Genomic DNA, 12,082 nt, shown 5'->3' on the forward strand with positions numbered 1-12,082 from the left:
CCATGAAATTCAAATTGCATAACGTCCGTCTGGCCTTTCCCGCTTTGTTCGAAGCCAAAACTGTTAATGGTGAAGGTGAGCCGCGCTTCTCCGCCGTCTTCCTGATCGACCCTAAACACCCGCAGTTAACCGAACTGCGCAACATCCTTAAGCAAGTTGCTAAAGAGAAATGGGGCGAGAAGTGGGAAACCATTTATAGCCAGCTGGAGAAGAAGCTCAACCTCTGCCTACATGACGGTGATGAAAAAGCAGAGTATGAAGGTTTCCCCGGTAATTTCTTCCTGAATGCGGCCAACAAGGCGCGTCCTGCCGTTCTCGACCGCGATTGCTCGCAGCTGGTTCAGGCCGACGGCCGACCGTATGCCGGTTGTTATGTCAACGCGGTGATCGACATCTGGGCGCAGGACAATAACTTCGGCAAGCGTGTCAACGCATCGCTGGGCGGTGTCCAGTTCCTGCGCGACGGTGATGCGTTCGCAGGTGGCGGAGTGGCCAGCGCAGAAGACTTCGACGACCTTAGCGAAGGTGCCGACGCTACGGACCTTGTTTAAACTGGAAACTACTTGGAAACATTGGAGAAAGTGAATTGATCGCTAAAAGCGATCAAAACAGATTGCATTGATCTATCAAATCTATTGGGAACAAATCGACCACACGCCCATGCTTATATTTCGATCAATTTTCGATCAAAATCAAAGAGGTACGTATGGTCGATTCTTCTTTAGATAGCCAGGATTTAATAAACCACATCAAGGTATTTCTGGAAGCTGCACAACTGCTAAGCGGCTACGCTCACGGCAAGGAATTGGCGTGGGATTTGATAGCGTTCGCACAGGAAGAAATAGACCGCCAATCACAACAATCTAAATAACCCTACCCCCGGCGCTGACCGGGGTAACTTTTCCCTTCGATATCTCAGATGACTAAAGCCTGTCATGTAACCGCAGGACCGCTGAAAAATGGAAAATAGAATCCTCTGGCTCGATCTCGAAACCTTCTCCGAGGTACCCATAAAAAATGGTACCCACGCGTATGCAGAGGGCGCCGAGATCATGCTTTTTGCCTGGGCTATTGATAACGACCCAGTACGGGTGTGGGACCTTACTTCAGGTGAAAAAATCCCCCTGGAATTGCGTCTTGCGCTCAAAAACCCAGATGTAGAAGTCTGGGCGCACAACTCGCACTTTGACCGTACTGTCCTGCGACATGCCATGCCCGACATGGCACCGCCAATTGAGCGTTGGCGCGACACAATGGTACAGGCGCTGGCGCATGGGCTCCCCGGTGCGCTGGGAGCGCTTTGCGAAGTGCTGGACGTGCCTCTCGATAAAGCAAAGGATAAGGAAGGCAAGGCGTTAATCCAGCTTTTCTGTAAGCCTCGCCCGAAAAATAGCAAGCTGCGCCGTGCTACCGGCAAAACGCACCCAGAGGAATGGCGGCGCTTTGTAGCCTATGCCGGACTAGATATCGAGGCAATGCGCGAGGTGTATAAGCGTCTGCCTAAGTGGAATTATCGAGGGACAGAGCTGGCGCTCTGGCACCGAGACCAGCAGATAAACGACCGCGGCGTCTGCATGGATGTACAGCTCGCGCAGGCGGCGATCGAGGCAGTAGAACAGGAACAGGCACGGCTAGCGAAGCGCACACAGGTAATGACCGACGGCGAGGTGCAGGCGGCTACGCAGCGTGATGCGTTGATTAAGCACATAGTGGAATCCTACGGCGTGGAGCTGCCGGACATGCAGCGCAGCACGCTGGAGCGACGCATAGCGGATCCTGATTTGCCATTCGCGGTGAAAGAGCTGCTACGCATCAGGCTTCAGTCCAGCACCACCAGCACCAGTAAGTACAAATCACTGATGAAGGGTGTAAGCCGTGACGGGCGCCTGCGCGGCACACTGCAGTTTTGCGGCGCATCGCGAACCGGACGCTGGGCAGGGCGATTATTTCAGCCCCAGAACCTGCCCCGCCCTTCTCTTGAACAGAAACAGATAGACGAAGGGATCGAAGCGCTGAAAGCCGGGTGCGCCGATCTGCTGTTTGATAACGTCATGGAACTGACCAGTTCGGCGCTGCGCGGCTGCATTATGGCCCCCGCAGGCAAAAAGCTGGTGGTTAGCGACCTGTCGAACATCGAAGGACGTAAACTGGCCTGGCTTGCCGGCGAGCAATGGAAGCTGGACGCGTTCAGGGATTATGACACGCTGCTCTTGGATCAGAACGGCGCACCAATATGGGATGCTGCTGCAAAGGACTTTAAACGTCGGGGCCCGGACCTCTACAAACTGGCCTACGCCCGCGCCTTCAATATCTCGCCAGATGACGTTGATAAATACCAGCGCCAAATCGGTAAGGTGATGGAGCTCGGCCTCGGCTTCGGCGGTGGCGTTGCGGCGTTCCTGACCTTCGCCCTAGTCTATGGTCTTGACCTCGACGAGCTGGCAAACGCCGCGCTGCCGAACATCCCCCGCGATGTTATCCGCGAGGCGAAAAGCTGGTATGACGAGTCAGTCAAACGTAAGGCGACCTACGGTCTGTCAGAGCGAGTCTTCATTGCCTGCGACTCGCTTAAACGCCTGTGGCGCCGGGCGCATCCAGCAACCTGCAATTTCTGGTATGAACTCGAACGTACAGTCCGCACAGCCATTGCCACACCGAAAAAGACGCTGTACTGCGGTTATCTGAAAATTCGCCGTGATGGCGCATGGCTGCGCATACAGCTGCCATCCGGGCGCGTACTCTGCTACCCGTCTCCATCCATTGAGAAGGGAAACATCACCTACCAGGGCGTTAATTCCTATTCGCGTAAATGGCAAAGGCTCAAGACCTATGGCGGAAAGCTGGTGGAAAACGTCACTCAGGCAGCCGCGCGCGACGTCCTCGCAGGAAACATGCCGCTGATCGAGGATGCGGGTTACAGCATAGTGCTGACGGTACACGATGAAATTATAAGTGAGGCCCCTTATTCACCCGAATACTCAGCGGAGCATCTCAGCCAGTTACTGGCAACCGTTCCTGATTGGGCCCCAGGTATTCCACTAAACGCCGGGGGGTTCGAGTCTTACAGATACAGGAAAGACTAATTATGAGTCCGAACAAGCAGTATTTAAACGAATGTTTCCATATCAACCACGGAATCTAAAACTATGTCATTTAAATATCTGGACAACCCAGTTTATTACCGGGTTGCACGAGAAGCCGCGCAAATCGAACGCGAAGGGGATTATCGCCGTGCTGCAAAGGTATGGCGTAAAGCGGGCAAAGAAGCTCGCAACGCCAGTAACCGTGGATGGTGCGAAAACCGCGCTGATTTCTGCTTAATGCAAATTGGACGAGAAAAACTAAAGGAGTTAAGTGAATGAATTTACCCCCAATGAGGGTCGTTATTATCACTTTAGTTCTTATCACGCTTTGCCAGTTGCTTACTGAAGTTGCAGAGGGTCTCTAAAGATGTCCTACGAACGTGAAAGTCCTATCGAAAAACACTTAGTTGCTGAAGTGAAAAAGGCTGGCGGGGTGGCTTATAAGTTCGTCTCGCCTGGCCGCCGTTCGGTACCGGATCGCATTGTCCTGCTCCCCGGCGGCCGCCTTGTTTTCGTTGAATGTAAAGCGCCAGGTAAACAGCCACGCGCCGACCAGCTGCGCGAGCACGAACGGCTGCGCACGTTGGGTTTTACCGTGGTGGTACTGGATAGCAAAAATCTGGAGGGGATATTGTGCGAGGAGCCTATTACAACGAAATAGACCCTAACGCGGCAAAATGGCTGCGTAACCTTATTGCTGCAGGTCATATCGCCCCGGGTGAAGTTGACGAGAGGAGTATCGAAGATGTCGCACCAGACGACTTGCGCGGATTTACACAATGCCATTTCTTCGCCGGGATCGGCGTCTGGTCATATGCTTTGCGTCTGGCCGGATGGCCGGATAACAAACCGGTTTGGACAGGAAGTTGCCCATGCCAGCCTTTCAGCTCGGCTGGTAAAGGCGCTGGGTTTAATGACGAGCGGCACCTATGGCCAGCACTATTCCACCTCATCCGCGAGCGACGCCCTAAGTTGGTATTTGGCGAACAAGTTGCGGGAGTCAATGCCTGGTTCGACCTTGTACAAACTGACGTGGAAGCAGTGGACTACGCCTTTGGGCTTGTCCCGTTTCCGGCTGCGGGCGTCGGCGCCCCGCACATCAGAGACAGAGCTTATTGGGTGGCCGACGCCAGCAGCGAGCGATCCACTTGGTGGCGGAAGCGTATCAATAGCATTAAGGAAAATACTTGGAGAGAAGCGTCCGTCCGGCAACACGTTGCAAAGTTCCCTTCGAGACTTTGCGCATCTAGCGGGCTGGAACACGCCGACATGCAACACATTCAATCAACCGGAGACGAAACGCGGACTCAGCACACCTCATGGTCAGGCAAAACTTGCGGGTTGGTCGACGCCGACAACCCGCGACTACAAAGGCGGGGCCGAATGCCCCAAGGTCCCAATCAATTCACTTTTGGGTCGACAGGTATGGTTGGCGGGCCCGATCCGGCTGACACCATCTGGTCAAATGCTGACTGGTTGTTCTGCCGGGATGGAAAGTGGCGGCCAGTTGAATCCGGCGCATTCCCGTTGGCTCATGGGATTACCTCCCGAGTGGGACGCGTGCGCGCCTACGGGAACGCGATAGTTGCACCTGCTGCTGCTGCTTTTATTCGAGCATTTACGGAATGTGCGGGCCATGACTTGATTTAGCCCAACATACGTATCTTTTCTTTTTGAGTCTTCCCTATGATTAACGTCGTCAGCTTTTCAGGTGGCAGAACATCTGCGTACCTCGCGCATCTTATGCGTCAGCGGGATCCTGATACTCGCTTCGTATTCATGGACACCGGCGCGGAACACCCCGCAACGTACCAATTCATTCGCGATGCAGTACAACACTGGGGTATTGAGCTGGTTTGTCTGCGTGTTGTGGTCAATCCAGAACTGGGAAAAGCAAACGGGTACCGTATTATTGGCCTTGATGAAATTGGTCCTGGTCTAGCACCTTGGATCGACATGCTGAAAAAGTATGGTACCCCGTATATTGGTGGTGAGTTCTGTACTGACCGTATGAAACTGGGACCGTTCAAGAAGTATTGCGACGAGTACATTGGAAAAAAAAAAATACCAAACATGGATTGGTATCCGCGGCGACGAGCCGAAGCGCCTGACGCCGAGAGCACGCACCAGTTACCTGGCGGATATATCTGATATCAGCAAGCAGGGTGTCATCGACTGGTGGAGCGAACAACCTTTCGACCTGCAGATCCCCGAGCATCTGGGCAACTGCGTTTTCTGTATAAAAAAGTCTATTCAGAAAATAGCACTGGCCGCGAAAGACGAGCCGGAATTAGCCAGGCAGTTCAACGATATTTTAACCGCCGATTATGTACGAAAAATGCCAAACAGGTGCGGCACTGACTTGGTTATGTATCGCGGGAAGAATACTTTTGAGGAGGTGATAGCCATGTTTTCCGGGGATACGCGAGAATCGTTAGCCGCCAGGATGCCATCACAGAACCCACAGAGGGCCGCCCAGAAAGCGGCCTTTTTCTTATCCAATGCTACAAAACCCGCTTGGTGGTACGAGGAAGGATATGACCTCATCTAAAATTTTCACGCCTCGCCCTTATCAAGACCTAATTATCAACCATGAAATCGACATTCTTCGCAGTAACGTCTGGGCCGGGATGGGTATGGGCAAAACGGTAGCGACACTTACCGGACTTGAAGACCTCTTTACCGCCGGCGCCGAAACCCAACCGGCGATTGTACTCGCTCCTTTGCGCGTTGCTGCCAGCACATGGCCGGACGAAGCTGTGAAGTGGGGACACCTGCGCAATATTGAAGTGCAGCCGATTGTCGGTACCGCCAAAGCGCGCGCGGCGGCGCTGGCGAACAGCAACGCAAGCGTGTTCACCATCAACTATGACAATCTCGTCTGGCTGGTGGAAGAGCTCGGCGGCCGCTGGCCCTTCGGTACCGTGATCGCGGACGAAAGCACCCGGCTGAAATCCTTCCGGCTACGTGGTGGAGGGAAGCGCGCGTCAGCACTCGGCAAAGTAGCCCATAAGCACGTACGCCGCTGGGTAAACCTCACCGGAACACCGGCGCCGAATGGCCTAGTGGACCTGTGGGGACAAGCGTGGTTTGTTGACCAAGGGCAGCGCCTCGGGCGTACCTACGGCGCGTTTACCTCCCGCTGGTTCAACTCTATACAGTTCCCCGGCCAGAGCTGGACGAAACTGGAACCGTTCGCCCACTCGCAGGACGAGATACAGCGCGCGCTGGCCGACGTCACTATCTCGCTGAACGCTGCTGACTGGTTCGATATAAACGAGCCCATCCATAACGTGATCTGCGTGGACATGCCACCGAAGGCCCGACAGCAGTATCGCGAAATGGAAAAGGAGATGTTCCTCGAACTCAATGGTGAGGACATCGAAGCGCCGAACGCCGCAGCAAAGACGGTTAAGTGCCTGCAAATCGCCAGTGGCGCGATATACACCGATGACGCGGGGAACTGGTCAGAACTGCACGACGCGAAGCTGCAGGCGCTGGACAGCATACTGACCGAAGCAGCTGGCGCACCGGTACTTGTCGCCTACCACTGGAAACACGACCTTGAGCGTTTGCTCAAAGCGTTCCCCCGCGGTCGTCACCTTGATCAGGATCCGCAGACATTACGCGACTGGAACGCCGGGAAAATCCCTGTCCTATTCGCTCACCCTGCCAGTGCCGGCCACGGCCTGAACATGCAGGACGGCGGCAACATATTGGTGTTTTTCTCGCACTGGTGGGATCTCGAACAGTACCAACAAATTATCGAACGCATCGGGCCAACCCGGCAGATCCAAGCTGGCCACAACCGCCCGGTGTTCATTCACCACATTATTGCCGTTGGCACCATGGACGAACAGGTAATGGAACAGCGTAACTCAAAACGAACAGTGCAGGACATCCTGCTCGATGCCATGAAAAAGCGAGGTTTCTAATATGAACGTGACTGTATCAACCCCTCCTGTATTGATTAACAGGGAAGAAGTTCAAAGATTGCTAGGCGGGATATCAAGAACGACGTTTTATAGAAAACGTAAAATATGGGAACAGAACGGGACTCCGTTCCCAAAAGAAATAACCGAATTGCATCCGCCAAAAGGTGGCGCCCTATTCCGGTATCCTGAAGTTATTCAATTTTGCAAAGAACGAGGGTTAATTGCGGATGCACAAGCCTGAACATGTCCAGCCCATAAATCCGCCGCCTTCTGCTGCTCTTCCACGTAGTCATGCTGGTCATACACAGCCAGCATGCCTGTGAGTTTATGTCCTAATATCTTTTCGGATACGTGTGGCGCGACGCCCAGTTTAGCCATCTGAGTTTTACATGTCCGCCTCAAATCGTGCATCGTCCAGGTATCTCCCCCCATCAATTCCCCCACCTGCTCCGCCATCGAAATTAGAACGCCGGCGGCCATAGGGCGATCCTTGTGAAGTTTCGCAGGGGGGAATACGACCTCCATATCCCCATACAGAGAGAAAGCAAGGCGCAAGAGGTTGACCGCTTCTACGGATAGCCCGCGAATAAACCTCTTCCTTGTCTTTGATATCTCCTTCCTAATATGCCAAACCCGGCGATCAAGGTCGAAATCGGCCTTTTTCGCCAACCTCAATTCAATCCCCCGACACCCTGTTAGCAACACTAAACGAATAAATATCTTATTCTGTAGACTCATCTTTGTTTCATCAACGGCCCGCCAAAATAAGCCAACTTCATGGTCGTCAAGATGCCGCTCGCCATCTTCCGGGCGTTTACCGACGTCATTAAGCTCAATCAGCATTATCGAGTTAGATAAAACTCGTTTGCGTCTAAGCGCGTAGCGCACTATCTGTTTCATTTTTACCAAGACGCTGCCAGCCTGAACGGGGGAGCCACCATCGCTGATCCCTCTAAATATCTTCTCCCAATCAGTGGGGTCCATGTCATTAACGGTAAGCCGACCGTATTTATCAGTGACGTGGAGCGCGAGCATTCGCTGCCAGTATTCGTACTTAACAAGCACCATGGCCGCAGGACTGTTCAGCCACTCCGTGACAATATCGTTTATTGTGGCAGCTCCGGTGACCTTTTCCTTCTTCATTATTCGCTGTATTGCCGGGTCCTTTCCCTCCGCGAGCCACGCCTTACACTCTTGCATCGCCTCTCTGGCGTCTTTAATCGACATAGAGCCATAGTTCCCCAGCTTTAACCTTAATGGCTTGTGGTTGAAGCGATATCGATACTGGAAAGTAATCCTCCCTTTGGGGCTAATTCTGGCGGACAGGCCGCCGCCGTCGGGTAATTCGGCGGGCCCGTCATATGGTTTACCGTGGATCTTTCTCAGTTTGGTGTCATTCAGAGGCATAGTGAGTCAACCGGAATTTGGTACACAGTTTGGTACACAAATTTTACGACACGAGGAGGAATAAAGCGAAATAAATTGAAACGGGCTATTTCATAAAACTTAGAGATAACGTGGGATAGCGGGAAGAATTGGCATTAACCGAAACGAATTGAAAGGGAGTAGAAAGCCTACACGACAGATCACGTGTAAACGATATGTTCAATTAAAATACAAGAGGCCGCGATGCCATCTGATCAACATTATCAAATTGGCGCACGGCCTGATATCCGAATGAAAAAAAGCGCTAATCGAACCTTAGCGCATCTTCCGATCGGCTATGTTAAACCAAAAGCAATGACTTTGCATTAAGTTCAGGGCGTTAATATGGCGGCTACGGCTGCAACGAGGGCTGGATGAGGTAGATCAATATAAGAATAACTAAACCAGATGAAGCCATATGGAGAGCGCATTTTCGCTCTCCATAGAAATTAGCCGCTTTATATAACCATGCTTGTAATTATTGCAGCCCCAGATAGAGATGTACCCACGATACCCGCAGCCATAACCACAAAACCCAGGCCTAAAGTAGGTACTCCCGCGATCGCCCCTAGCACAATTGTCGGTATAGAAACGGCCAGTCCAATTCCCCCCGCAACGGCAAGTAGCCCAAAACCACCGTCCACAGCTTCCATTTCGGTTAGCGTTAATTCTCTCATTGAAGATCTCCCATAATTATTTAAACAATCAAATAGTTACTTAATTAAGCGGGAGCCAAGCTACACGAATGGATAATAAATAACATTAGTCATTTATTTAATATTTAAACCAATACTAAGAAATACAAGCGCTCATTTATTTATTTCTTACTCTGCGTCAGACAAAAAAGAAAACGAAAACGGCGCAGCAGAAGGCCGCGCCGTCCAACACAGACAACGGTGGCTCAATTAGAATCTCTCGTCGCCAAACAGCGCTTCAACGGCACGCTCAGCCTCGTCAACGTTCTCCTTACCAAACAGGTTGGCGCGGTTAAGCAGGTAGTAAAGTTGATACAGCGGCTGCCTGTCGACAAAGTCGGTCGGCAGCGGCCAAACGCTCTGATAGCCGTCATAGATTTGGGGAGGAAGTTCAGGGTAGAGAGGCAGCATGGCAAGATCGCATTCTCTATCCCCCCAGTAGCAGGCTGGATCGAAAATAACCGAACCGGCAGCGCTCACGCCACAGTTGGCCGGCCAGAGATCGCCATGCAGCAGTGAAGGCTGAGGATGATGCCCTTTCAGGCGTTGGCTAACGATAGCGATAATCTTGTCTATATCGCCGAAGTTATACCCTTTCTCATTTGCCAGTTGAAGCTGCCAGCCAATGCGCTGTTCGGCAAAGAACGCGTTCCAGTGGCGCTGCCAGCGGTTAGGCTGAGGGGTGGTCGCCAAATCGCTGTCAAAATCAAAGCCGAACTGGGGCTGTTCGCTCCACTGGTGCAGCCTGGCCAGCTGCTGGCCCAGGCAGTATGCATAGTGGGCATCCAGCGGCTTAAGCGGCAGGTATTCCAAAAGAAGAAAGCTATAGTCCCTGTCGTAACCCACGCCGTAAACTTTCGGTACGCGGACCGTTCCGCTCTTCGCCAAGGCCGCCAGCTGGTCTGATTCGGCGGTGAAAATAGGCAAAATATCGCGCGTATCGTACTTAACAAAAACCTCAGTTACGCCGTTACTGACCCTGCGTGCGTGGTGGATATCCCCTCCCGGCAACTCCTCCTTTTCGATAATTGTATAAGTCTCGCCCAGATACTCACTCAATAAACGACCGACGGATTGCCACATGACATCACCTCAAGGTTATTATCAAGACGGTTTCAGGTTAACCTTTTGACTATAGCGAAACGTCGATCTAAAGCACAGCTTTGCGCTAAACATGCGGCCTGCGCGGCATATAGCGCCAGATAATCATAACCACCCGCATAGCGGGTGGTTTGCTCTTGCCCTATAAGGGCTTGTTACCGACTGCGCCTAAATGACGCCGCTTTCTCTTCGTTCAAGCTAAGTGTCTTTGCTACTTTGGCTTACCCCTTGAAGGGGTCTGTATACTCTTTGCTGCTCAATTTGTCTGAGACTAAATCTGATTTCTCTTGTTCTCTGATATATTTTTGGATTGTCGCTTCATTTAGCCCTACCGTACTTACATAGAAGCCTTCGCTCCAAAATTTTCTGTTGCCAAACTTATATTTTAGATTGGCATGTCTATCAAAAATCATCAGCGAACTTTTCCCTTTCAGATACCCCATAAAGCTTGAAACACTCAACTTCGGAGGAATACTTACCAACATATGAACATGATCCGGCATCAGGTGACCTTCTATTATTTCCACTCCTTTATACTTACAAAGGTCTCGTAATATCTCACCTACGCTTGAACGTATACTATTGAAAATCACTTTCCGTCTGAACTTCGGCGAAAAGACGATATGGTATTTGCACAGCCACTTTGTATGCGCTGAGCTTTGTGCTTTAATGCCCATAAACACCTTTCCTCATTTTAGTTACGGTTATTAGCTTGAACATCTATATCGTAACGGAAAGGTGTTTTTCTTGGTATAACCCTTTGATCCCACCCGCAAAGCAGGTGGTTTTATGTTTAAGACGCTAACGCGACTTAAACTGGCTAAAGCCATAATAAGAAACCGACGATAAACGTCGGTTCTCAATGCGTATAAAGTACGGAAAAACTAAAGCATATTGATGAGCCGTAAAATCACATAGATGAATGCGCCCCACAGCACCGGCGCCACGTAAAGCTCGGTTATCTGCGCAAAAATGGAGGTGTTTGGAATCGAAATCAGCTTCTGCAGCTCCTGCTTTGAACGGGCCTGTTCACCGTTCATTGCTTCAAGGATCGCTCGCTCCGTCACGCCTTCCTGCACGTTATAAACTCGCTTGGCTAACCTTGCGCCGGAGGCAGAGAGCGCTAGCCCAACGAAAATCAGCAAAAAGATAACGATAAACCAAACGGTGTTGGATGCAGTCCAGTTTTGAATATTCGGCACCGGCGAGTTAGTCCAAAAGTACTCAAGAAAAGAAGTATATTGGCGCACGATGTTGAACATCACCTGCAAGAAATCCATGATAGTCGCCGTCATTTCCTGCATCTGGCTTTTAGGCGCTACCAGGTACTTAAGTACGGATATCACCGTCGAAATCAGCGCAGGTATAAAAATAACAATCCCGACGATCCGCTTCACTAAAGCCAACGCTCTAGCCTTATGGTGAGTCATTCTGCCTCCATGTTGAAACACCGATTTTACTCTATTGATTTCAAAAAAATATGTTCCACAAGGGAACATTCTCACTCACCGACAAACCGCTAACCTGAAAACGCGACGTTCCATCGCTGCGCTTTGACGTCATTAAAAACAATACCCGACATCGGCGCTGTCGGGTATTTAAAAACGATTAGTGCGTAACGGCAATCAGGCTGTAAGTCACGATAACGAACAAAGCAAAAACGACCGTGCTTAAAGACCACTTTAATTCAGCAGACATCTTGGACTCCTTTTTTACTAATTGGGGGTAATGTTAACGTGAGTTTATCAGCCCTATTTCGGCTAAAGGTGCGAAAACCGCAAAAAACGTTGCGTTCTTTCCGCTACAGCCCTTTTACTTTTGAATTAAATGCGCCAAAATTCAT

14 protein-coding genes are annotated in these 12,082 nt (G+C 51.2%); 9 read left to right on the top strand and 5 right to left on the bottom strand.

The window, feature by feature from the left end; genetic code table 11:
- Window positions 1-2: 2 nt before the first annotated feature.
- The 9 genes from V8L73_RS10390 (at window position 3) to V8L73_RS10430 (ending at window position 7,018) form a co-directional block, all read left to right on the top strand.
- Entirely contained in the window at window positions 3-551 is a 549-nt protein-coding gene (locus tag V8L73_RS10390) for a DUF2815 family protein (RefSeq protein ID WP_347252934.1), read from the top strand.
- A gap of 155 nt (window positions 552-706) precedes the next feature.
- Complete coding sequence (locus V8L73_RS10395) at window positions 707-871, top strand: hypothetical protein (protein ID WP_347252935.1); 165 nt, start codon at window positions 707-709, stop codon at window positions 869-871.
- An 88-nt stretch (window positions 872-959) separates the two neighbouring features.
- Entirely contained in the window at window positions 960-3,083 is a 2,124-nt protein-coding gene (locus V8L73_RS10400) for a DNA polymerase (protein WP_347252936.1), read from the top strand.
- A 63-nt stretch (window positions 3,084-3,146) separates the two neighbouring features.
- On the top strand, window positions 3,147-3,362 hold the full coding sequence (locus V8L73_RS10405; RefSeq protein ID WP_347252937.1) for an ANR family transcriptional regulator: 216 nt from the start codon (window positions 3,147-3,149) through the stop codon (window positions 3,360-3,362).
- Window positions 3,363-3,450: 88 nt separating this feature from the next.
- The gene (locus V8L73_RS10410; RefSeq protein WP_347252938.1) at window positions 3,451-3,744 is read left to right on the top strand and encodes a VRR-NUC domain-containing protein; all 294 of its coding nucleotides are present in this window, start codon (window positions 3,451-3,453) and stop codon (window positions 3,742-3,744) included.
- Window positions 3,717-4,733, top strand: a complete 1,017-nt coding sequence (locus tag V8L73_RS10415; RefSeq protein ID WP_347252939.1) for a DNA cytosine methyltransferase — start codon at window positions 3,717-3,719, stop codon at window positions 4,731-4,733. Before V8L73_RS10410 ends, V8L73_RS10415 begins: the two co-directional genes overlap by 28 nt.
- Window positions 4,734-4,769: 36 nt before the next feature.
- The gene (locus V8L73_RS10420) at window positions 4,770-5,234 is read left to right on the top strand and encodes a phosphoadenosine phosphosulfate reductase family protein (protein WP_347252940.1); all 465 of its coding nucleotides are present in this window, start codon (window positions 4,770-4,772) and stop codon (window positions 5,232-5,234) included.
- On the top strand, window positions 5,134-5,634 hold the full coding sequence (locus V8L73_RS10425; protein WP_347252941.1) for a hypothetical protein: 501 nt from the start codon (window positions 5,134-5,136) through the stop codon (window positions 5,632-5,634). Before V8L73_RS10420 ends, V8L73_RS10425 begins: the two co-directional genes overlap by 101 nt.
- The gene (locus tag V8L73_RS10430) at window positions 5,621-7,018 is read left to right on the top strand and encodes a DEAD/DEAH box helicase (protein WP_347252942.1); all 1,398 of its coding nucleotides are present in this window, start codon (window positions 5,621-5,623) and stop codon (window positions 7,016-7,018) included. Before V8L73_RS10425 ends, V8L73_RS10430 begins: the two co-directional genes overlap by 14 nt.
- 195 nt (window positions 7,019-7,213) lie before the next feature.
- On the opposite strand, the gene V8L73_RS10435 is transcribed toward V8L73_RS10430, so the two are convergent.
- The 5 genes from V8L73_RS10435 to V8L73_RS10455 form a co-directional block, all read right to left on the bottom strand.
- Window positions 7,214-8,425 carry a tyrosine-type recombinase/integrase gene (locus V8L73_RS10435; protein ID WP_347252943.1) on the bottom strand — a complete coding sequence of 404 codons (1,212 nt, stop codon included), beginning with the start codon at window positions 8,423-8,425 and terminating at the stop codon, window positions 7,214-7,216.
- A gap of 923 nt (window positions 8,426-9,348) precedes the next feature.
- Entirely contained in the window at window positions 9,349-10,221 is an 873-nt protein-coding gene (locus tag V8L73_RS10440) for a fructosamine kinase family protein (RefSeq protein ID WP_027273084.1), read from the bottom strand.
- A 239-nt stretch (window positions 10,222-10,460) separates the two neighbouring features.
- Window positions 10,461-10,916 carry an IS200/IS605 family transposase gene (gene tnpA, locus V8L73_RS10445; RefSeq protein ID WP_347252944.1) on the bottom strand — a complete coding sequence of 152 codons (456 nt, stop codon included), beginning with the start codon at window positions 10,914-10,916 and terminating at the stop codon, window positions 10,461-10,463.
- Window positions 10,917-11,123: 207 nt separating this feature from the next.
- The gene (locus tag V8L73_RS10450; RefSeq protein WP_027273083.1) at window positions 11,124-11,669 is read right to left on the bottom strand and encodes a YniB family protein; all 546 of its coding nucleotides are present in this window, start codon (window positions 11,667-11,669) and stop codon (window positions 11,124-11,126) included.
- A 178-nt stretch (window positions 11,670-11,847) separates the two neighbouring features.
- Window positions 11,848-11,937 (bottom strand): YnhF family membrane protein, encoded by a 90-nt coding sequence (locus V8L73_RS10455; protein WP_134389056.1) that lies wholly within the window; start codon window positions 11,935-11,937, stop codon window positions 11,848-11,850.
- Window positions 11,938-12,082: the final 145 nt, after the last annotated feature.

Origin of the sequence: Leminorella grimontii (genome assembly GCF_039789245.1) — a bacterium.
Classification (GTDB): Bacteria; Pseudomonadota; Gammaproteobacteria; order Enterobacterales; family Enterobacteriaceae; genus Leminorella; species Leminorella grimontii.